At 34.0% G+C, this 23,722-nt stretch carries 20 protein-coding genes; 5 read left to right on the top strand and 15 right to left on the bottom strand.

All coding sequences use genetic code 11. The features are described 5' to 3' along the window. Positions 1-336 precede the first annotated feature (336 nt). Together FYJ50_RS08725 and FYJ50_RS08730 are read right to left on the bottom strand one after the other, a co-directional pair. Complete coding sequence (locus tag FYJ50_RS08725) at positions 337-2,634, bottom strand: hypothetical protein (protein ID WP_154461107.1); 2,298 nt, start codon at positions 2,632-2,634, stop codon at positions 337-339. Beyond that, positions 2,631-4,697, bottom strand: a complete 2,067-nt coding sequence (locus tag FYJ50_RS08730) for an efflux RND transporter permease subunit (RefSeq protein WP_154461109.1) — start codon at positions 4,695-4,697, stop codon at positions 2,631-2,633. Before FYJ50_RS08730 ends, FYJ50_RS08725 begins: the two co-directional genes overlap by 4 nt. 164 nt (positions 4,698-4,861) lie before the next feature. Between FYJ50_RS08730 and FYJ50_RS08735 the strand changes: the two genes are divergently transcribed. The 4 genes from FYJ50_RS08735 (at position 4,862) to FYJ50_RS08750 (ending at position 8,670) form a co-directional block, all read left to right on the top strand. Further along, entirely contained in the window at positions 4,862-5,467 is a 606-nt protein-coding gene (locus FYJ50_RS08735) for a TetR/AcrR family transcriptional regulator (protein WP_154461111.1), read from the top strand. Between the two features lie 205 nt (positions 5,468-5,672). Next, the gene (ftsH, locus tag FYJ50_RS08740) at positions 5,673-7,526 is read left to right on the top strand and encodes an ATP-dependent zinc metalloprotease FtsH (protein ID WP_154461113.1); all 1,854 of its coding nucleotides are present in this window, start codon (positions 5,673-5,675) and stop codon (positions 7,524-7,526) included. A gap of 9 nt (positions 7,527-7,535) precedes the next feature. After that, positions 7,536-8,300 (top strand): J domain-containing protein, encoded by a 765-nt coding sequence (locus FYJ50_RS08745; protein ID WP_154461115.1) that lies wholly within the window; start codon positions 7,536-7,538, stop codon positions 8,298-8,300. Then, positions 8,287-8,670, top strand: coding sequence for a hypothetical protein (locus FYJ50_RS08750; protein WP_154461117.1), 384 nt, complete (start codon positions 8,287-8,289; stop codon positions 8,668-8,670). Before FYJ50_RS08745 ends, FYJ50_RS08750 begins: the two co-directional genes overlap by 14 nt. Positions 8,671-8,681: 11 nt before the next feature. On the opposite strand, the gene FYJ50_RS08755 is transcribed toward FYJ50_RS08750, so the two are convergent. Beyond that, positions 8,682-10,124, bottom strand: coding sequence for an LCP family glycopolymer transferase (locus FYJ50_RS08755; protein ID WP_154461119.1), 1,443 nt, complete (start codon positions 10,122-10,124; stop codon positions 8,682-8,684). Positions 10,125-10,224: 100 nt separating this feature from the next. On the opposite strand from FYJ50_RS08755, the gene FYJ50_RS08760 reads away from it, so the two are divergent. Beyond that, positions 10,225-11,013, top strand: a complete 789-nt coding sequence (locus FYJ50_RS08760; protein WP_205946497.1) for a Cof-type HAD-IIB family hydrolase — start codon at positions 10,225-10,227, stop codon at positions 11,011-11,013. A gap of 21 nt (positions 11,014-11,034) precedes the next feature. On the opposite strand, the gene FYJ50_RS08765 is transcribed toward FYJ50_RS08760, so the two are convergent. The 12 genes from FYJ50_RS08765 to pssD form a co-directional block, all read right to left on the bottom strand. After that, on the bottom strand, positions 11,035-11,535 hold the full coding sequence (locus FYJ50_RS08765) for a VanZ family protein (protein ID WP_154461123.1): 501 nt from the start codon (positions 11,533-11,535) through the stop codon (positions 11,035-11,037). A gap of 724 nt (positions 11,536-12,259) precedes the next feature. Then, positions 12,260-13,735: a flippase gene (locus FYJ50_RS08770; protein ID WP_154461125.1), complete on the bottom strand. Its 1,476-nt coding sequence runs from the start codon at positions 13,733-13,735 to the stop codon at positions 12,260-12,262. A 25-nt stretch (positions 13,736-13,760) separates the two neighbouring features. Then, positions 13,761-14,873, bottom strand: a complete 1,113-nt coding sequence (gene glf, locus FYJ50_RS08775) for a UDP-galactopyranose mutase (RefSeq protein WP_154461127.1) — start codon at positions 14,871-14,873, stop codon at positions 13,761-13,763. A gap of 194 nt (positions 14,874-15,067) precedes the next feature. Next, complete coding sequence (locus FYJ50_RS08780; protein ID WP_154461129.1) at positions 15,068-16,114, bottom strand: glycosyltransferase; 1,047 nt, start codon at positions 16,112-16,114, stop codon at positions 15,068-15,070. 373 nt (positions 16,115-16,487) lie between these two features. Beyond that, the gene (locus FYJ50_RS08785; RefSeq protein WP_154461130.1) at positions 16,488-17,657 is read right to left on the bottom strand and encodes a glycosyltransferase family 2 protein; all 1,170 of its coding nucleotides are present in this window, start codon (positions 17,655-17,657) and stop codon (positions 16,488-16,490) included. A gap of 38 nt (positions 17,658-17,695) precedes the next feature. Next, on the bottom strand, positions 17,696-18,880 hold the full coding sequence (locus tag FYJ50_RS08790; protein WP_154461132.1) for an O-antigen ligase family protein: 1,185 nt from the start codon (positions 18,878-18,880) through the stop codon (positions 17,696-17,698). A gap of 25 nt (positions 18,881-18,905) precedes the next feature. Then, on the bottom strand, positions 18,906-19,628 hold the full coding sequence (locus FYJ50_RS08795; protein ID WP_338083010.1) for a glycosyltransferase family 32 protein: 723 nt from the start codon (positions 19,626-19,628) through the stop codon (positions 18,906-18,908). 60 nt (positions 19,629-19,688) lie between these two features. Next, positions 19,689-20,282, bottom strand: coding sequence for a DUF1919 domain-containing protein (locus FYJ50_RS08800; protein ID WP_205946498.1), 594 nt, complete (start codon positions 20,280-20,282; stop codon positions 19,689-19,691). Between the two features lie 72 nt (positions 20,283-20,354). Further along, the gene (locus tag FYJ50_RS08805; protein WP_154461136.1) at positions 20,355-21,488 is read right to left on the bottom strand and encodes a glycosyltransferase family 1 protein; all 1,134 of its coding nucleotides are present in this window, start codon (positions 21,486-21,488) and stop codon (positions 20,355-20,357) included. A 13-nt stretch (positions 21,489-21,501) separates the two neighbouring features. Next, positions 21,502-22,629: a glycosyltransferase gene (locus FYJ50_RS08810; protein WP_154461138.1), complete on the bottom strand. Its 1,128-nt coding sequence runs from the start codon at positions 22,627-22,629 to the stop codon at positions 21,502-21,504. A gap of 3 nt (positions 22,630-22,632) precedes the next feature. Next, positions 22,633-23,214 carry a glycosyltransferase gene (locus FYJ50_RS08815; RefSeq protein ID WP_205946499.1) on the bottom strand — a complete coding sequence of 194 codons (582 nt, stop codon included), beginning with the start codon at positions 23,212-23,214 and terminating at the stop codon, positions 22,633-22,635. Further along, complete coding sequence (pssD, locus tag FYJ50_RS08820; RefSeq protein WP_235900959.1) at positions 23,157-23,672, bottom strand: PssD/Cps14F family polysaccharide biosynthesis glycosyltransferase; 516 nt, start codon at positions 23,670-23,672, stop codon at positions 23,157-23,159. Before pssD ends, FYJ50_RS08815 begins: the two co-directional genes overlap by 58 nt. Positions 23,673-23,722: the final 50 nt, after the last annotated feature.

The raw sequence follows: 23,722 nt of genomic DNA on the forward strand, positions 1-23,722 counted from the left end.
AAAGAAGAAACATCAAAAAGAAATGATTATAGAAGAAATAAAAAACAACCCAAACCAAAGTGGAATGGGTTGTTGATCGATGAGATTTTTAAATATTTCCCATGTCTACTTGACTAGGGTTGTATCATTCTCCTTTTTGAAGAAAATCCTTTTTAATGACTGAAAATTAAACAGACAGCTCATAACTTTTACATAGAGTTTCATTACCTCATGCACTTTTGTTTTCACAAGATCTTCAATCTCTTTCTTTAAAGTAACCGATTATTAAACGCATGAATTTATAATTATATTGAATTCACAACCTTCTCTGTAAGAAGAAAAAAAATAAGAGACAAGCTACTTTTCGCTTGTCTCTTTTGTACGGTATACATATCTTGTACTGACTTGTGATGAATCTGGACATCCTGAAAAACTCTTATACGTTTCATTTAAATTCTGAATAGAATGCATAACCTGCTGCAATGTATTCAATTCTTCTTCCGTCAGATCCACTTTTTCTTTCAATACATCGATTCCCTGTTCTTTGAACTGGTTCTGTCCTTCGTTTAAAGCTTTGGCTCCTTCATTCAAAGCATCGAAAGCTTCTTCTAAAGATTCCAATCCATTTGCCATCTGTTTAAATGCTTCCTGTTGACCTGCAAGCAGATCTGTTGCTTCCTTTAACTGACCGGCACCCTGATTTAAACGATCGTTATTTCCTGTCAATTGCTCCATTCCCTGTTTTAACTGGTCCAGACCATTCTGACTGGATTCCTGCAGTTCTTTTAATTTTTCATTTAGCTGTTTTGAACCTTCATATATTTGAAGGGATCCATTATATAATTGTTCAATCGATGGTTTTAACTGATTGAGTGAAAGCTGTAAAGTCTGAATGGAATCACCTGCAACTATAGTTTTTAAAGAAGTGCAGATATCAAGTGCCTGCTGTATATCTTTTTGCAGATCCTGCATTGCCTGTAAAGACTGACTTATATTTTTACTCATTGAGGCAATGGATTGATTTAACTGTGATAGCATAGTATTCAGCTGTTCAAATTCTACTTCCATTGTTTCCAATGTCTGCAAAGCAGATAGATTCTGAATCTGTAATATCCTTTGTTTCTGTGCTTCTAATTCATTGATTTTTGCATCAATTGAATCCGTATTCTGCAAATCCGCTTTGGATTCCTCTAAAATTTGTATACTCTGATCCACTGTCTGAATCATCTGTTGTCTGATTTCATTTATCTGTTCATTCATATTTGAAATCTGTTCATTATTTTCCTTGATTCTCTGATTATTCTGACCTTCTTTTGAAAGAATCGACTGTTCCAGTAAAGTTAACTGCTGCTGCATTCCATTCATAGCTTCTAAAGCAGATGCACTCTGATTTAACCCTTCCTGCAGCTGTTTTAAAACCTGAATATCTTTTTCCAGAGTGTGATCCATTTCATTCATTTCATCAATGGAATACTGCAATGTTTTATTGATTTCATTTGTATCCATATTCTGTAAAGAATTGTTCAATTGATACAATCCTTGTGAAAGCTGGTAAGACCCCTTTACAATTCCCTGATCCATTGCGTTTTCAATTTGAGAAGTTCCTTGTGGAATGGCATACAGCATATCCAGTCCTGCATTCATTGCACTGGCTCCATTTGTGTATTGCTGGATTGACTGCTGCAGATTCTGCATTCCATTATCCAGTACAACAAAGCCATCAGCCAATGAACGAATCTGATTTTTAGAAGATGTCAGTGGCTGGCTTTTTTCTTTGATTTCACTGGTTCCTTCGTATAAAGATTGAGAACCTTCTACCAGTTCATTTTGTGCATTGACCAGTTCATTGATTCCATTACTTAAATCGGATAAGGAAGATATATTTCCCAGCTGAGAATCTAAATCAAAATCACTGGTCATCCCCATCATAATAGATTCCAAATGAAAGTCTTTAACATCGGCTTCAACAATTACCTGATCGGTAATATTCAGCTGGTCGTTTATTTTTGAAAGCCCTGCACTTTCCAGCGTTTCTCTTAATCCAGGAATGTTCACAAATGCCAGCATTTCGTTGGTTCCATCGTTAATGATCTTTCCCTGATCGCATTTTACATTTGTATAAACGCCAGTTTTCAGATCCAGAAGCCCTCCTAACAAATAAGAAGGATGAACAACAATAGATTTCCCACCTATATTTTGCGTTTCTGTCTGGGTATTTTCAAAAGTAAATACCATTTTCAGATGTCCATCTTTTCCTTCTAATTCTTTTTGTGAATATTCTTTACCATCCATAAAATATTGAATCTGAATGGAAACAGGCAATGGCTGATGACTGGTTCCCTGATAATATACATCGTTTCCATCTACATTCCAGGTATATACGTTTCCATTTTTTTCAGGGGCTTCATTTGTCTTGCTGTTTTCAACATCCTCTAAATTTAATTCTTCACTTATATTTTCAATTCCATCTTCATCGTGAATCCAGCTGGATACATTCGTATTCTCAATGCTTCCATCGGGATTTAAAACCGTAAAGACTGTTTCTGTTTTTTCTGTTGGATTATCCTGCTGAGCATAGACAGGAAAAAATGAAGTGGATACAGCGGTGCACAACAATGCACTTCCTATCATTCTTAAAGTTTGTTTTGTTTTCATATTTCTTCTCCTTTCGGCCAGTTCTTTGTCGTCTTTTCAATAAAAGAATGAAAACAGATCAACAAAGAAGGCAGCACAAATAAAATGCTGATCACTGAAATCAAGGCACCTCGTGCCAATAAAATAACTAAGCTTTTAATCAGATCCATCTTTGTCACAAATGAAACACCGATACAGGCTGCAAAGAAGGAACATCCGCTGGTAATAATGGATACAGAAGATTTCTGTATCGCAATCTGAATAGCCTGGTGTACCGTGGCTCCTTTTTTTAATTCTTCTTTGAATCTGGTTGTCATCAGAATCGCATAATCAACAGTAGCCCCTAACTGAATGGTTCCGATTACGATTCCGGCAATAAATGGAAGTGTATTGCCTGTGAAATATGGCAAACCCATATTGATCGTTATCGCAAATTCAATGGATAAAACCAGAATCACTGGTAAAGCGATAGATTTAAAGGTCATAGTGACAATCAAAAAGATTAAAATAACGGACAGTATATTAACCACTTTAAAATCAATATTGGTTGTTGTGATTAAATCTCTTGTCATACTTCCTTCTCCACCAATTAATGCATTCTTATCGTATCGCTTTAATATGGCATCCATCTGATTCAGCTGGTGATTCAATTCTTTCGTAGCCGCTTTATAATCGCTGTTCACGATAATCATTTTCTTGCCTGCATTCTGAAAGATTTCTTTTATGATCTGTGGCTTAAAAGAATCTGGAACACCTGGTCCTACAAATTCTTCATAAGCCAGCACATTGGTAATACCATCTAATTCTTTAATTTCATCACATAAACTCTGTATTTCCTTAGTTTTTAGGTTTTCATCCACAAACAGAAAGTTTGTTGTAGTCATATCAAACTTTTCTTTTAACTGATTTGTTCCAATAACGCTGGCAAAATCTTCAGGCATACCAGAAATCAGATCGTAATACTGTTTTGTATGTGACTGTCCATAAAGAAAAGGAATAAAGACAATCACAAAAACAATCAGGATCTTTTTATAATGATTCACAATAAATCCAGGTAAACGTTTTAATTCATTGATCAAAGTTTTATGTTTGTATTTTTCAATCGGCTTATCAAAGAGCATCAGTAAGCTTGGCAAAATAAAGATTGTGGACAAAACCCCTAATACAACTCCTTTTGCCATTACAATTCCGATATCCTTTCCCAATGTCAGCTGCATAACACACAATGCCAGAAAACCGGCGATTGTTGTGATCGAACTGGAAGTAATTGACGTAAAAGTCGCATGAATGGCTTTTGCCATTGCTTTTTCATTGTCCTGATTCTTTTTTTCTTCCTGGTATCGATGCAGCAGGAAAATGGAATAATCTAAAGTCACTGCCAGCTGAAGTACAACCGCTAACGCCTTGGTAATGTAACTGATCTGTCCTAAAAAGAAATTGGTTCCAAAATTATATACAATTGGAAAAATCATTCCTAACAGAAACACAAATGGAGCGACTGTACTTTCCAGTCCCAGGAACAAAACAATCATACATAAAACGATTGCGATCAAAGCATAAACAGGGGTATCGTGTTCTGTCAGATTTTTTGTATCTTCACTAAGTGCTGACATCCCTGCCAGAAAACAATCCTTTTTTGTATACTTTTTTATTTTTGAAATGGCCTTCATTGTCTTTGGTGAAGAAGTAGGCTCATCAAAGGTAACAATCAGCATCGTAGCATCTTGAGAATAAATCATTTTCTGAATGCTTTCAGGAATAGCCTGTCCAGGAATGGACAAATCCAGAACGTCATCTCTCCAGATTACCTTTTTTACTCCTTCAATCTTCTGAATGTCTTTCTTTATTTTCGCAACTTCTTTATCTTCTTTTCCATTCACAATCAGAAAATCCACACTGGCCAGATTATAGTCTTCCAGTACCTTCTGTGCTTCCATCGATTCAGCAGAAGAAGGCAGATAAGACAACAAATCATAATTTATGCCCGTCTTAAAATATCCGATTACGCTGACAAACAACAATACAATGGCAGCCACCAGTATTTTATTTCGATATTTTACGATTTTCTCAGCAAAATTTTCCATATCTCTTTTGCTCCTTTCCCATATCGTCTGGAAGTATAATACTAAAATGACTTATAGTCAATATTTTTTTATATTTGTCTTAAATCTTTTGTAATGTTATTTAAATTTAGTATGACATTTGGTCATTTAATTGAATTATTATCTAAATTATGTATAATAAAATTATGAAGAAAAAAGTAATCGAAAATAAAATACAGAAAGAAAACCGTTTATTAAGTGCCGCCTTTGAATTGCTTACAGAAAATGAAATTCAAAAAGTATCAGTAAATGATATTGTGAATAAAGCCAATGTTGCTAAAGGAACGTTTTATTTATATTTCAAAGATAAATATGAAATAAGAGACATTCTGATTCAAAAAGAAACCAGAAAATTATTTCATCAGTCTATTGAAGAACTGAATCAGAATGATATCCGTGATTTTGAAGATCGTATTATATTTATTATCAATCATGTGATCCTTCAATTTCAGATGCATCCTGAAATTCTTAACTTTATTAAAAAGAATTTATCCTGGGGCTTATTTCAATCTACTTTAAATGAAGCTTTAAATCACGACACTTATGATTTAATTGAAATCTTTAAAAAAGATGCAAGCAGTGCTCATTATACATATAAGAATCCAGAAGTAATCTTATATATGATCATCGAACTGTCAGGCAATACGTGTTATGATGCCATTGCCCGTAAAAAACCTTTAGATATTGAAGAATATAAGCCATATTTATTTGATGCGATCCGTGCTATTCTTCAGACTGGAAAAGAATCTTAGGATTTTTTTTCGTATTATAAAACCAGGAAGAAAAATATCCTGGAAAATATAGAATTGTATAGTTATCATGAAAAGTCAGGATATAATATTCCTGGCTTTTTTGTGCTAAAAAAGTGCTAAAATTTGCGAAATTATGTGAAATTAGCACTTTACTTGAAGTTGTGCTAATTTGTTGTAAAATGTATCCATATTCAGGAGGTTTTTTATGAACAAGAAAAAACGGAGCTTTGCACAATGGTATCTGATCTTTTGTGTTGCTCTTCTAATAATTGATTTTATAGTGATTCCCCTTGTGAGCGATGCTCGAATCAAAGAGACAACTTATTCTGAGTTTTTAACGTATATTGAACAGAAAAAAGTAGAGGAAGTTCAGATTGAAGACAGTCAGATTTATTTCACAATTGAAGGAAACGATAAGACTTATCAGACAGGTCAGATGAACGATCCGGATTTAGTCAATCGATTGAATGAATCCGGTGCTCAATTTAAACAGGTGATTCCAAAACAGACCAATCCATTTTTGTATTTCTTATTGACCTTTATGTTGCCAGTCATTGTACTAGGATTCTTATTTTCAAATTATATGAAGAGAATGAGCAAACGAATGGAAAACGATCAGATGTCTTTCAACCAGGGTGGTTTTGGATTTGGGAATTTATCTAAGTCCAATGCCAAAGTGTATGAAGGAGTTAAAACAGGTAAAACCTTTAATGATGTAGCTGGTCAGGAAGAGGCAAAAGAGAACTTAAAAGAAGTGGTGGATTTTTTAAAGAATCCAAAAAAATATGAAGAAATAGGAGCCCAGCTTCCTAAAGGAGTTTTACTGGTGGGTCCTCCTGGAACCGGAAAAACGCTTTTGGCTAAAGCTGTTGCTGGAGAAGCCGGTGTCCCTTTCTTTTCCATTTCCGGTTCTGAATTCGTGGAGATGTTTGTGGGCCGAGGAGCCGCAAAAGTTCGTGATTTATTTAAACAGGCTCGAGAAAAAGCACCTTGTATCGTATTTATTGATGAAATTGATACCATTGGTAAAAAAAGAGATGGTTCCGGTTTATCTGGAAACGATGAAAGAGAACAGACTTTAAACCAGCTGTTAGCCGAAATGGATGGTTTTGATGGTTCAAAAGGAGTTGTTTTGTTGGCGGCTACCAATCGAGATGAAATCTTAGATCCAGCTTTGACACGTCCAGGTCGATTTGATCGAAGAATTCCGGTGGAATTGCCAGATTTAAGAGGACGTGAAGAAATATTAAGATTACATGCCAAAAAAGTAAAATGTTCCGATGATATTAATTTTAATGTCATTGCCCGTGCCAGTGCAGGCGCATCCGGAGCGGAACTGGCCAATATCGTTAATGAATCGGCATTGCTGGCCATTCGTGACGATCGTAAAAAAGTACTGCAGAAAGATATGGAAGAAGCCATTGAAATTGTCATTGCCGGAGAACAGAAAAAAGGAGCGGTCATTTCCACTCATGAAAGACTGATTGTAGCTTATCATGAAATTGGTCATGCGTTAGTGGCTGCCAAATGTAAACACACCGCTCCGGTTCATAAAATTACGATCATTCCTCGTACCAAAGGAGCTTTGGGATATACGATGCAGGTGGAAGAAAATCAGCAGAATTTATTATCAAAAGAAGAAATCTACCAGAAAATTATGGTCTATACAGCTGGACGATGTGCCGAAGAACTGGTTTTCCATTCCATTACTTCTGGTGCTTCTAATGATATTGAACAGGCCACGAAACTGGCTCGTATGGCCATTACTCGATTGGGAATGAGCGATCAGTTTGGTATGGTGGCTTTAGAAACGATGCACAATCAGTATTTAGGTCAGGATACCACTTTAGCCTGTTCCAATGAAACGGCCACACAAATTGATAAAGAAGTGGTACAATTGATAAGAAAAGCGCATGATGAAGCGTATGCGATTCTGGAAGAGAATAAAATGAAGCTTCATGAGCTTGCAAAATATTTATATGAAAAAGAGACCATCACTGGAGATGAATTTATGTATATCTTAAATAAACCAGTGGAAATAGGAGGTCCAAAAGAATAGGAGGAATCCATGGTTCAAGATCCCTACCGTGTTTTAGGAATTGATAAAAATGCGACAGAAGAAGAAATAAAAAAGGCTTATCGAAAAAAGGCAAAAGAGTGTCATCCCGATCTGCATCCTGATGACCCAGATGCCCAGCAGAAGATGAATGAAGTCAATGAAGCTTATGATATGTTGAAAAATCCGGATAAATATAGGCAGCAGACTTACACTCAGACGTATTCCAATCCTTATCAGAATACGTACCAGTATGCCGACTTCACGGATTTCTTTTCTTCGTTTCAGAATCAGAGAACCGTCGAAATGCCTCAAATCGAGCCCAATGACAGTCCTGAAATCCAAAGGATCATATTATTGATCCAGAAACAACAATATAAACAGGCATACAATGCTCTGTCACAGTTTTCTATCGATACAAGAACCGCTCGCTGGTATTACTTATTTGCCATTGTCTGCATTGGCTTAGGCTACAACCAGAACGCCAAAGAATCCATCGAAAAATGCGTTCGTTTAGAACCAGGGCGTCAGGATTATCAAAGAGTGTATCAGACATTGCATGCCCAGAGCTATTCCAATCCATTCATGAATCAGAGAATGTATACGTATACTTATCATAGAAGACATTCCATCTTATGGTATTTTATCGTGATTCAGTTTGTGATGTGGTTATTACAGGCAATATTATTTGGATTGGGTGGAAGAAACCAGGCACCATCCACTCCTTATGACCAGTATGAACAATATTATAATGGAGAGAACAATGAACAAGTTTAAAGCTAAAATGATTCAATTTATGTCCGGGCGATATGGAAGTGATGCACTCAATCAGTTTTTAGTCATCGTTTCCTTAATTCTATGTTTTATACAGATTATCGTTCGAAATTCAATTTTAAATGCATTGATTTTAATTCTATTGATTTATGTGAATTATCGTACTTTATCCAGAAATATTGTCGCAAGAAGACTGGAAAATGATAAATTCACAAGACTGATCAAACCATATCAGTTAAAATGGAAATATCGTAAAACCCATAAAGTTTTTCGTTGTAAACAATGTAAACAGATCATTCGTGTTCCAAAACATAAAGGAACCATTGAAATCACTTGTCCAAAATGTAAAACAAAAGTCACAAAGAGAACTTAATCTTTGTGACTTTAATTTATATAAGGAATGTCTTCTCCCTTATAAATGGCCTCTATGTCTTCTTTCGCATTTTGAATGGTGCTTTCATCGGGAATCATTACATACGCATAATCACCCAGTTCATAGGCATAAGCTGTGTCTCCTGTTCCATTTAAACTATAGGTATCAATGCTCCAATTTGAAGGATGATTGATCTGTTCTTTGACAAACGATAGAATCTGGCTGGTTTCCATATTGGTTTGAAACAGATCTTCCATAATATTTAAAATATCCGTAAAATGATTTAATAAATCCGTTGACAGACACTTTTCAATGATTCCTTTCACCAGTTCCATCTGATTCTTTCCACGCTGCCGATCCCCATCCACATACGCATAACGCTCTCTGGCATAAGCCAAAGCACATTCTCCATTTAAATGATTCTTTCCTTCCACTACCGAACAGGAATGAAAACTTCCAGAGAGTTCCACATTATAAGGAGAATATACATCCACTCCATCCAATAGATCCACCAATGTCACAATGGTCTGAAAATTCACTAGTACATTGTAATTGATTTCAATACCCAGTAAGTTTTCAATTGTCTTTTCCGTTGTGGAAATTCCATGCCATCCCGTATGTGTCAATTTGTCCATTTCTCCATTGGCACAGCCATCACTGGCATCACAGACGGTTTTGACATAATAATCTCTTGGAATGGATAATAAAAAGATCTGATGCGTACCTGGATTGATACAAACCACTAAATTCACATCACTTCGAGAATCACTGTCCTCAAATGTCCCTGTACGCGTATCAATTCCACTGATCAAAACTGTAAAAGGTTCTTTGATCACATCCACAGAAGAAACTGTATTGCTTTGTTGGACATAATATGTATATCGATACACTTCCTGTATTTCCTTTTCAAAATTTTCCATTTCAGAATTTTCTTCCACAATTTCCAGATACATAGAATCGATACAGATACAATCCAGTAACCCTTCTTTAAAATCATTGATCATATTTTCAGAAGAACTATAGACAACATATTGTGTATCACAATTTAAAGAATCTAGACATTCTTTACTTTTTTCTTCATTGATCGCAAGAATTCCAATTGTACAATTCTTTAAATCCTCTTCTTTTTGAATCTTACTGTTCTTTAAAGAATAAATCGATAATACTTTTTTCTTTTTTGTATTTGAATCACTGATTTTTGATAAAGTCTGAATGGTTCTATGAATATAAAAACCACCTAATAAAGATACAATTGAAATCATAATACATAAAATCATACAAATGAATGTATGTTTCTTTTTATAAATAAAATATATAAGAAATAAAAATACTATAAATAATCCAATAAAAGCTCCAATATAAATATATGGTAATACATTCATCTGTATCAGTTTAAATATAAAATAAAATATACTTAAAATGGTAAATCCAAAAATAAAATAATTCTTTTTCATTTCTATCACCTATAGACATGATACAAAATGAAAAAGTAAATTTCAAATTCTATAATATTTCAATTTATGTTAGAATCTTTAAAGGATGAAGGAAGAATGTATGAAAAAAATTGTATTTTTAGATTTAGATGGAACGTTCTGGGAATTTGAAAAAGTCCCAGAATCGGCTTTAAAAGCCATAAAATCCGCAAAAGAAAACGGACATAAAATATTTGTGAATACAGGAAGAACAAAATGTGAAGTACCGGATTCCTTATGGGAATTGAATTTAGATGGATACTGTTTCTCTGCTGGAAGTGAAATTTATTTAAACAAAGAACGAATCTTATATCAGCCATTAGGTGTTAAAATTGCCAAAGAGATTCAGAATATCATGGAGAAATACCATTGTGCGTATTCAATGGAAGGATCCAATGTGACCTTTATAAATGAATTAAATCGTATACGTATGGCTGAATTTTCAAAAGAAAATCGAATTGGGAATCACTTTATATCTTTTCCAGATGTCAATTTAATGAAAGAAGAAGATTATAAACAGATCATGAAAATTTCCATTCATTTAGAAAAAGAAGAAGACAAAGAGAAGATTTTAAAAGAATTACCAGAAGAAGTCTTATATACAGAATTTCGTAAATTCGGTGGAGAAATCACTTTAAAACAGTACAATAAAGCAACAGCCATTCAATTTTTAGAAACCTATTTTCACAATGAATACAAGTCCATGGCTATAGGAGATTCAGAAAATGACATTCCTATGTTGAAATACGCTCAGATTTCCATTGCGATGGGAAATGGAAGTGATTGTGTAAAAGAAATATGCGATTATGTGACCGATGATATCAATAAAGATGGGTTGTATAAAGCTTTTTATCATTACCACTTAATTTAAATGACAGGATCCATCATCCTGTCATTTTTTAAATAAAGATAATATCAATACCGATAAAGAAGAACCACTTAAATCAATCAATACATCCTTTTTAGACATCGTTCTTCCAATAATATGTCCCTGATGAAATTCATCTATACACGCAAAGAAGAAACAAATCAGTAACGTAATCAAAATTCGTTTTCCCTTTCCAAGGGATAACATACATAAAGATAAGTAAATCATAAAGGACATACAAAAATAAATAAGAAAATGAGCCAATTTACGCATCGTTAAGTTCCAGTCACTTCCATAAGGAGAATATAAAATAATATAACCCTTTATTCTTTTCGCAAGTGAATACCCTTTTGGTGAAGATCTCAATGTCTCTTTCACTTCTTCTTTTAAAGATTCCGTTACAATACTGGAACGATTCGAAGAAGTAAAACCATCCTCAGAACTTAAAGAATACATCAGAACCACCACAAATAAAGCACATAAAACAAATACAGTAAACCAGATCCCTTTCAATATATGTTTCATTCAAATCCCCTCATTTATTATATCAAATCGTCCTATAAATATTAATACGATTTAATAAACTATATTATTGTAGTTACTTATAACACAGTTTCATTCATATAATACATTTATATGTACTTTTTTAATTGAATTTTATAAAATAATATGTGTGTAATCATAACTTCTTCTTACTTACACACTCTATAAGAATGCGACAATATTTCAATACATATCTCAATACATACTTCATATTTCATTGTCGCATTCTTTTTCGTTTTATATTCTCTTTTGACAAAGAGTTTAGCATTTCTTGTGATGACATAATTAACACTTATATATCTTTATTTTCAGATGCTAAATTTTACATCATCTACCACCAATCATTGATTTTCTAAACATTTATTAACAATACCTTTAGAAATTCTTCTTTGTTCCTTCAACAAAATATTTATCCTATTGATCTACTTTTTGAACTTACAAATGCACTGGGAATTTCAGATGATAATCTTTTAGTAGACAATCTTACCCATTCCATTTCCAAAGCAGATTCATAGATACACAAGTTGTTGACTGATTTCAACAAGTCAGAGGAAGAAATCCTCACAGAGATGGTAAAAATCCTTTACAGATCAGGATCTAAAAAGATAAAAAAAGCCCGCGAAGACCACATTTTGTACTCCAAAAATTAAGGAGTACTCTCTGTGCTACACGCGAGCATTATAATTATAAATATAAACGGTATAACCTATTTGAAAAGGTGACGAGAAAATTTACTTTTCTTCACTAACTTACCAACAACCATATTCCATATTTCTACAATCATTTCTTCCTTACGGATAAGGAGATATACTCCATAGATTCCGAAGAAAAGCATTGCAGAAATCACTAGAGTCAAGAATGATCCTAATCCAAGCATTTTAACCCACAGTGATGCTACAGTTCCTAAAATGAGCGTGAAAGTTATTCTTCCATAGTGAATCTGTTTGAGTGTTTCTGCAACATCATCTTTAAGAGCAATATATTGAACAACTAAGACGACAAATTCTGCCACTAATGTTCCGATTGCAGCACCAGCAGATGCAAACCTAGGAATTAACAATGCGTTGATTATCACATCAACAATAGCACCTGCTATTTCTGAATATAATACTACCTTTTCTTTCCCCAGTGGCACTAACATTTGTATGCCAAGGATATTTGTAATTCCTATGAACAATAATGTCGGCATTATAATCTGCATCGGTAGAATAGACCCTGCATAAGCACTTCCGGAAAGAAAGAATATGCCTTCCTTCGCATAGAACATGAAATATAGCGCTAATGGCGACGCAATAAGAAGCACAAATGATAGAGCCTTTTTAGTTATCCTTTTAAACTCATCTATTAATCCATTCTCAATATAGTAGGATGCTCTCGGCAATAGAACCGCCCCCAGAGAAGTTACAATGGAAACAAGAATGGTTTTTATTTTTACTGCAGCATTGTAGTAGCCTACATCAGTGTCTGTTTTCATAAAACCAAGCATTACTGTATCGAGATTAGTATATATTGTTGTGGCACAAGCCATAGCAAAAAAGGTTCCAATTGGTTTAAAATGTCGCTTAAAATTATATCCACCAACAGGATTTAAATCGATATACTTATGTACATTGATAAAATTAAAAATATTAGAAGCAGAGGCAGCAAGAATTGAAATACCACCATAAATTACATAATCAGATTTTTTATGGATTAGTAAAAACATTGAAATTAAAGCAATAAACTTAAATATTACAGATCGAATTGTAATATATGTGTATTGTTCCAAAGCCTTATATAACCACTCCATACCAATAGAAGTAAGGATGATGGTAAAACTCACAATTACATAAAGTGTTTTCTCGCTTTGTAAACGCGGCACAAACGCAATTGCGATAAAAAGAATAACATAAGAAATTGCGCTCATTATTAAATTAATGATAAGTAGCTCCTGCGCTGTCCTTGTTAGCTCTTCTCTATTGTCTCTTACTTTAGCACAAGCCCTAATTCCGTATGTAGGAATCCCTAGCTGAGCAAACATTGAAAAATATGAAATTAATGAAGTGGCAAACGATACTTTTCCAGTTCCTTCAGGAAGAAGAATACGAGAAACATACGGAAACGTAATTAAAGGGAAGATAAATGACGACATAGTCAGTATCATATTCATAATTACATTCAGTTTTAAAGATTTTTGTTTCATATGTTTCTCACCAACTCCAAACGCTTTATTTTAACTCCGCTTCACACTTATCTAACACAGATGCAATTACAGCATCCATATCGTAATATTTGTATTCTCCTAATCTTCCACCGAAGATTACGTTTTCTTCCTTATCTGCCAGCTCCTTGTACTTCTTGTACAAAGCACCATTCTTTTCATCATTGACTGGATAGTAAGGTTCATCTCCCGGTTTCCATTCGCTAGAGTACTCTCTACTAATTACTGTCTTTGGAAAATCACTTCCATTCTCATCCTTACCAAACTCGAACCATTTGTGTTCAATAATTCTGGTCCACGGAGTTTCTCTATCCGTATAATTCACTGCAGCATTTCCCTGGAAGTTAGGTTTATCCAATACTTCTGTTTCAAATCGAACAGAACGGTACTCTAAATAACCAAGAGAGTAATTGAAGTAAGCATCAATTGGGCCAGTATAAACAACCTTTTTTGCCATACCATCCCATTTTGCTTTGTCCTCCAGATAGTCTTCTCCTAATTTGACCTCAATTCCATCTAAGATATTCTCAATCATCTTGGTGTATCCACCAACCGGAATTCCCTGATAAAGAGCATTGAAATAGTTGTTGTCAAAAGTTAGACGAACTGGAAGACGCTTGATAATAAACGCAGGAAGATTCTTGCAATCTCTTCCCCACTGCTTTTCGGTGTAGCCTTTAATCAACTTCTCATAGATATCTCTACCAACTAAAGAGATTGCCTGTTCTTCCAGATTCTTTGGTTCACCTTTTACTTCTTGTTTTTGCTCCTCAATTTTCTCCAATGCCTCTTCAGGAGTTACTACTCCCCACATCTTATTGAATGTGTACATATTGAATGGTAAGGAATAAAGTTCACCTTTGTAGTTTGCTACTGGAGAATTAGTGAATCGGTTGAAGGTTGCAAACTGAATGATATAGCCCCAGACCTTCTGATTGTTGGTGTGGAAGATATGCGCGCCATACTTGTGAACGTTAATCCCTTCAACCTTCTCCGTATATATATTCCCGCCTACGTTATCTCGCTTATCGATAACAAGGCACTTATATCCTTTGTTTGTTGCCTCTCTGGCAAATATTGATCCGTATAAACCGGATCCCACTATTAAATAATCGTACATTATTAATTCCTCATTTTCCAAGATACTGTTACAGCGCGAAAGAATTCGTCCTACTTATGAAACACTAGCTTTCAATCTAATTTAAAATATCTATAACACTTTAAAAAGTTGATTGGTTAAGACAGCTTAGTGAGTTTTCACATTTAAGGCTGTCCTCAAATTTCTTTCACACTAACTAGCCTCTAAATTAATCTTTATATATTTTGAATTCTTCTGAGAGCCTCTTCCAACGCCCTTTTTGAATAGAAACCACTTCTTAACTTTATAGATTCTTCATTTACACGTGAACATATTTCGTCATATTGATCTTTGCTCATATTAGATATAAGCTCCGCACACTCAGTTAAACTATTTACACATAATCCTATTCCCTTTTCTTTAACAAAAGTCGCTAGTGCAGCCTCTTTCCAAATAACTACAGGAACTCCAGACGATATATATAACGATAACTTATGTGGATTATTATAACGAAGATAATTACCAGTATTGCCATCACAAGTATCTATGCTTGTGCCGTCCCACACCAAACCAAAACCTGATGTAAACTGTTCAGAAAGTTCTTCAGGCTTAAAAGCCCCATGATATGCAATATTCGGGCTTGCATTATTCTTGTAATTCACACCATATAAATCAAAATTCAAATTGCTTACATTCTGGATTTCGCCCAAATATGCCGATTTGCTCAAATCTAAATTTCCTGCGATTATAATATTGTTCGCAAAATTTTTTTCATTAATTGGTGAGTCAGATAGATAATCAAATATTTCTAGTATAACAATTTTGCTTTCACCAACACCTTTATCTTTCAACCATTCTTTCATTTTAGAATTATGTACAATAAACTGGTCCGCTACCCTCACCATAAACTCAAACTCAGAACGATTGTGTTCGTTGTAGACGGAATTTCGTAACTCTTCGATATCATGAATTAATGAAATAACTTTTACATTTTTTCTTTCCTTGAGTTTTAATATGTTTTTTTCCCTATTACATTGTCTATTTCTAAACGGATGTTGCAATAAAATAACAGAGTTATCCTCAACTTCTTTATATAATTGGGACCATTCAAAAAAATACCTGATTTGATTCACTATTTTACTAAAAATATTATTTTTCGCCTCAATATGATGAACATATAATGGTTTAAAGTTCATTTTTTCAGCAATCGAGGTAATATCTGCTGTTGCCTTGCTTCCAGCATTAAATGCATTCTTATTGCTTTCTACTACTTGATATAGCATAAAATTCATCCCTCCTGTTACTATATTTAGAAGCTGGCGTAAAGCTCACTGTCCTAGCCAATACAACAGGAGCAAACACACCACTGTCATTACAAAAAGTTTCTTCTGACACGTTTTCAAGTATCATAAAATAATGCGAAATCTTCTTTATTTTCACACTGCAACATTTGCTTTTACATCCTGCTATTTCTTTTTTGTCTACTATAGACGCATCCTTTAAAATCTGACTCTTCGAATTATAACCATTGCTTCAAACAGCGGCGGATTGACTTTCCTCCTTCTTGTGTTTTTCTACTTGCTTACGGAAATGTTCCTTCACATTTTCTATTATTATATTTCCTCCCACAACAACAATTCTTTCATAGTATTCTTTTCATAAATAATTCCAATTTTCTAAAAGCGTCAGTGCCATTTCTTCATTAAATGCAATTATGTAATTATGCAATTTTTTCGCTTTTTCTGAGTGAATGGAGAAAAAACAATTTTTATAATATAATTGATATAAACGGACACTTTCCTCAAACACCATTTTTCGTACTTCGTTCCCTAGCTGACGAACCCTCGCATCATTCATTGCAATCTGATCAAAGAATTGATTGTATGTACTTTCAGACAATAGATTTCTTTTTTTCTGTTCGCCCATTAAGTATTCTGTAATCCACAAACTTTCAATTGATCTAAAATTTTTTTTCGCAGTTTGAGTTATTCCGCTCATATTAACACGATAAGCATATACTTCTTTTTTTATCGTATATGAGTTTGTTGCTTTTGGATAAAGTATCATTACAAATAACGTATCTTCAAACCAAAATCCATCTGGAAATTTTATATCAGAAAATAATACACTTTTAATTACCTTACCCCATGGATACCCATAAAAGGTATCAATTGGAGATATGCTATTCAATGAACTCCAATGTCTAAAAAATCTGCTGATTTTTCCATTGTCGTAAAAAGAGAATGCAGAACCCTCGACCATATCAGCATTATTCTGAATTGCTTTATCGAGGAGAGCATCTATCGCCCCTGGCAAGATATAGTCATCTGAATCAACAAACATTAAGTATTTTCCATTTATATGCTTTAATGCACTATTACGTGCAGAAGAATGCCCCCCATTTTCTTGATTGATAATGACAACATTCTTTCTATTTTTGTATTGTTGAATAATACTATATGTATTATCTGTTGATCCGTCGTTAACGATAATCAGTTCAAATTTATATTTTGTTTTCTGATTTAAAATAGATTCAACACATTTCTCAATATACTGTTCAACATTATATGCGGGTACTATAATACTCAATTCATAAAAATCTCCCATTTCGTTACAAGCATCGATTTTTCCTTTTGGGAACTTACAAAGCTCTTCTAATTTCTGTCTTGTATAGATTTCATGTGGCATTGGTCTATAGTTTGAATTTTTCTTTTTTAATATGAGATGGTACTCAGATCTTTTAATATATTTTAATATATTTCTCGCTATAGCCTTGCAGTAAGCTAAAATTCGGTAAATTACCATGACACTAACTAACTCATCCATTCAACTTTCCACCCTCTTATTACTATATAAATGTACGATCAAATCGGTTTATTACGTATATTAAAATTTAATAAGGTATTCTTTAGAAATCCATTTCTTTCTATTTGAGTTAATACCAACATAAGACTCAAGAGAGAATTGAAGGCAACACGATCCTCAAGGCCTTCCATAAGTCCATATACTAATGCCGAAAAAATCAACACTCTAAAGAAACCTTGAATAAATTCATTCTGTTTCATTTCACTAAATTTCAAGCAAAAATATAGCAATACAATCCATACTGCAGTTGCTATTATTCCGCCCTTCAGAAGGATATCCAACAACGCATTGTGGGAATAGTACCCATTATTCCATAAATCTACTGTGCCCCCTCCTTGCCCCCATATTGGAGATGACATGAATTGTTTTAAGGCCTGATCCCAATAAAATCTGCGATCTGTAAATGTTGACGACTTACCTAATGCTGTAAAAATAAAACTCAAATAGTTTATTCGATTCATAAACACAATAGTTATTTCCAGCACCGCATAAATAATCATGATCAAATTAGCATTTGCTAATTTATTAATAAACTTTTTTCGAGAACAAAACATCAAATAAATGATTATCATAAAAAGAGCTACGAGACCGGAACCTGATTTATAAAAAAGTTCTGTACCCACAATAACTAGAAATGTAAATAGGGGCTTTTTACTATCAGGATGTATATTTTGGTACAAAACACAAAATGATATCGTCAAAATAAAGTATAAAGTTATAGTATTATCTAATCCCATAAAATTAATTCTTCCAGTATCTGATAACGCATGATTTAATCCATTAGGAAAAAATACTGTTAAAATTGCATTAATACAAATCAGAAATGAAAGCCATTTATATACTACGTTTATCAACTCTTTTGAGTTTACTTTTGAGAAATATGAGAAAATCATATAAATCCCAATGAAGTTTGCCATATTAATAATCTTTGCAGATACAGAAACACCATTGATTATTGAAGCACATACCTGCATTATTTCATATAGCAATATTAAAAAGAATGCTTTGTTAAAAGTAAACCTTCTAAAATAGTAATATGCAGCCAATAAAAACGCAAAGATTCTCCATGCCACAAAAAAATTATCTAATGATTGATTCGCTAGAACAATGCAATCTGGCCGAAAAAAAGGAATGATTAGAAACAAGATATTTAGTTGTAAATTTAATTTTCTACTATCAGACATAAGCACAATTTTCCTTTAGCATAATTTATCTTCCTATTATGCTCTTGATTTTTATTATCGTTCCTTCTCCTATGATTCTTGCAATTCTTCTTTTTAATCTTTGTTGATTTGATGTCCAACTAGCACTGTAGTGATGAACAGATATTGTCAAATCGCTCATTAGGTTTCTCGCATTTTTACCCGATGCAAGTGGATCCATATATTCTGGTGGAAAAATCTTATTTTTAGCACTATCAAGCATACCGTCTTTCATGGCAGATTCAATAGCTTTTGTATTTATAATAGGACATGATATCTTAGGCAATTGATTTTTCTCAAACTGAACGTTGTCATATTCTGCTAACATATATTTTAATACCGGACTTTTTGCCACAGCACCAAAACCTAACCCCGTATTTATTTCTCCACTTTGCTGTCTACCAAAAAAAGAATCCAATTTAAGCAATGAGTCGAAGCTTTTTAGCAATTCAACATCAGTATCTAAATATATACCACCATTTTCATATACGATTTTCAAGCGTGCATAATCTGATACAAACGCCCAAGCCTGATTCTCATATGCTTCCTTAACAAAAGGCACACAGGTAACGTCAAAATTTTTCTCATCCCATCGAATAATTTTATAGTCAGGACAATATTTATTCCAGCTTCTGATGCAAGCTTTAACTTCATGCGGAATCGGCTTCCCACCAAACCAACAATAATGAATTACTTTTGGTATCATAAATTTCTCCTTATTATTTATCACATATTATTAATTATCCCCGTAATATCTTTCCCAAACGGCTCATAAGAAGCCATTATAAAATCATGCTTGGGGAATTGGTGGATAACTGTGTACCCCCCCACTCAGATTTGGCCATTCTTTACATGTAAAAAACAATTTATTCTTATACGGTAATCCCATAAACCTATTAACTTCTGTTTCAGTACAGCCATTCTGATCATTAAACTTCACAAGCAAATTATCCCAATTAATACGTTTGATACGGCGTTCCCATTTTTCTCTCGCTTCTTTTTCACTGTGATAATGAAGGAAAAAAATCTCAATAGAATTCTTTCCATTGGATAAAACTCCAACTGGATATGTACCAAATCTTTTATCTCCTGAGATTTGTGGAGCATCTTTCCACCGAGACTCTTCTGGTTTTATAAATGAGAGCTTACCATTGATATAGCCTTTTAAGTCAGACAAAAAATCAATGTAGTCCTTTGCCATAAAGAACATTCCGACTGTAGGTGATTCTTTTGGTAAGTTATAAGATTCATAAATCATGCCGCCCCAACAGTTATTAGAGATGATTGTAAAGTCAGTAGACTTAAGTTGCTTTTTGCGATGATTAGCCAATCCCACACGCCAATATTTCAATATTTTTAATCTTAATCCTTCATATGTAGGCATGATCATCTTCCTTTCTATGAATAATTTTGTGTTAGAATAACGAACCATTTTAGTATATTCACCATATTTTTCTCACGATACAATCGTAGTTTCATTCCTACTTCGTGTTTGTTCAACTTGGTTTATGTAGATATTTTCTAATTTCTTCACAGCTGTAGAAATATTATACTTATTTATCTGTTGCTCGTGATTTTTCAAATAATGTTCTCGTTCTTCATCACTTTTTATTGTTATATTTTGCATAGTATCCGCCCAAGTATTTGGCGCATCATCAATAGACGCCCAGATGATATTGCCAAAATCCACCTCAGAAGTCACCTTATCCGAAACAATACATGGTAATCCTGATATTTGTGCTTCAAGTAAAACAATTGGTAGTCCTTCATATTTTGAAGGCAATGCAAAAATATCCATAGCGGAATACAGTTCCGAGGGATTGTCCGTTTCGCCCCAGAATATAATACGATTACTGCAAGAAGTTCGATTTGCCTGCTCTTTAATGGTATCCATATCTGGACCGTTACCAACTAGAAGCAGTAAGGCTGTATTATCTTTAGAGGCCAATATCTCAAAAGTTTGAATTAAGTAGCTCTGATTTTTCTGATCATTAAATTTACCAATATGCCCGATAATGATACCGCATTCCGAACTGATTAACTTTCTGACAGTTTCTCTGTTCTTTGAGTTAAATGCAAATTTTTTTGTATCAAATGCGTTTGGAATCACTTCATAAGCTCGATCACCATACATCCATTTTCCAGCCTTTTCTCCGCAAGCCAAGGAATATGTTGATATCTTTTGCAAACTTCTCTTAAGTATCCTATGCAAAAATAGATGAGAGCAAGTCGTATTATGGCTATGTGCAATTCTTGCTGGGACCTTAACAAGCAAAGCAATAAGAAGTTCAATTGCTATAATCGCACTACTTCCATGCACATGTACAATATCAAATTTATTATTTTTTAAATAGGAGTATATAGTAATATAATAATGAAACGGATTGTTTTGTTTTCTTGGCAATTTAAGTAACTTAATACCATGAGAAACACAAAGTTTTTCATATCCACTGTCATATGGTTCCCCAGCAATAATGGAAACATCAAATTTTGTTTTATCAAGATGAGTGGCATAATTAATTACCTGTGAAGTCACGCCGTTCCTATCAAAATAGGATGTAATCATTGCCACTTTTATTCTTTCTGCCATAAAATTCCCCTTATTATACTGTTTCTAGTTTTTTTAATTCTGATGAAAAGTCAATTGGATTATTTTGTAAATATTCAATTGTTTTTTTTCTCTCTACGGGATTTTTATATAAGTACTCAATTTTATCGGCTAGAGAATTACCATTCAATTCTGTCAAGTATCCGTTCATTCCATCTTTAATCTGTTCTTTGGCAGAGGGTATATTTGAAGATAATATTGCCAAACAGAGCACTCGTGCCTCCACTAAGGTGATTACATACCCCTCATGCCGAGATGGTTGAACATATAAATCACATTTTTTCATATACGGGTATGGATTCTTCTTTTGTCCCAGAAAAACAAACTGCTTTTCCAAATGATATGTCTTATAAGCAAGTTTTCTTAATTTTTTCTCATCTCTACCCGATCCAATTACATACCATGTAAAATTAATGCCTCGCTTAGCCAAAATTGAAGCCGTAAAGATTGCAATATCATATCCCTTTTGTTCTGTAAGTCGACCCACAGTCAAAATATTGAACTTGTCCTTATTAAATTGAATGTCTACATTCTCTTCAGCCTTATGCTTGATATCATTTGTATTGATTACATTATAAAAAACAGCCGCCTTTTCTTTGAATGTTGGATATTCTCTGCAAAAAGCGTCCATAACAGCCTGTGAAACACCAAATATTTTGTCATATATTGGAAGATAATTCTCTACACTTTTCAGCCAATAGATTTTTTCGTCATGTAACCATGTAGCTTTTTTCTTTGCTTTAATCTTTCTAGCTAAAAATGCTGTAGTAAACGAACCATATCCATAAAAATCTATTGCAATATCGTAGGTTTTATTAAACTTATTTATTACACTTTCTACAACATAATCGTAATATGGCAAATATTTATTTACAGACATTTTTTTTAGAACTTTAGCTGGAAATGCATACATTGATACAAGCGAATGAATAAAATGGTTTTTGAACTCCAACTGTATAATGTTGACTTTCTTCTTCAGCCGATATTCATATTCATTATCAACGTCAAGCAATACAAGCGTTACGTTATATTCGTTTTCTGGTAAAGCGTTAATCAATTCAATCAGAGCAACCTCGGATCCACCACCACCAAGAGATTTAGCCATTATCAATAATTCCTTCATCTCTTATTTCTTCCCCTCAAACATCTCATCAACAATACTATCCAGTTCTTCACAGAACTTTGCGTTATTGCTGGTGTTCTTTCCTTCTTTTTTGATTTCATCATAACTATCTATGACTCCACCCAGCTTCTCTATATCCTCAACAACCACAATGGTGCCCATTCTGCTTTCTACTTCTTTGCAAAACTTAACCTGATGGTCGTTGACATGTTCGTTGTATTTATATTGTCTAGGCACAACAATCGGTGTCTTTCCAATCTGAAGTGGCATGATAAAACTGGAAGGCCCACCATGAGTGATTACTATTCTTGCCTCCCCTACCATCTCAACCATCTTCTGGTATGGGAAGAGCTTATTCCACTCACAATGCTTTGGTTCATATGTAGAGTATCCAGTTTGCATTACTACTTTTTCATCATGCTCTGCTGCCCATTTATCCATATATTCAACAAGTCTATTAAACTGTTGTTCATGAGTTCCTACTGTAACAAAAATCATCTCTTTATCCCTTTTCCCTCTACAACAACTTAAAAAATACTTCCTAAGTTCACAGCCTTCGGGTACACTTTCTTCATTTCTTCCCATTCCACAATGAACCTATCTGCTATTGGATAGCAGAGTTTTCCTGCAATTGTGGAAGCATCAATTCTATCGAACACCTCTATATAAATGGTTTTAGCCCCCATCAGCTTACCAATCCAAAAAAACGGAATTGCAGGCGCAGCTCCAGAACTGATAATGAGATCTGGCTTCTCTTTAGGCAGGATTTTCAATGCTCTCCATGTGTTGATAAGAAGGGCTTTTATAGAACGGTTAGAAGGATAATAAACTGAGTACATCTTCTCTCCTTTAAGCAGAGAGCGTGCATCTTCCTTATCAAATGTAACCCAAAATCTATCCTTATCCTGCCAGAAAGGCTTCAACATATATAAATGTGTAAGATGCCCGCCAGACGAACCAACTAAACATACTTTCAATTTCTTCTCTGCCATCTTTACTCTTCTCCTCGCATTTATCTTTTCTTCCTCTACTTCAAAACCCATCTACCTCGCATCCCTCTATCCTTTATTACTTCTCCAGCTCCCTTCGGAGC

The organism is Floccifex porci (assembly GCF_009696175.1).
GTDB lineage: Bacteria > Bacillota_I > Bacilli_A > Erysipelotrichales > Erysipelotrichaceae > Floccifex > Floccifex porci.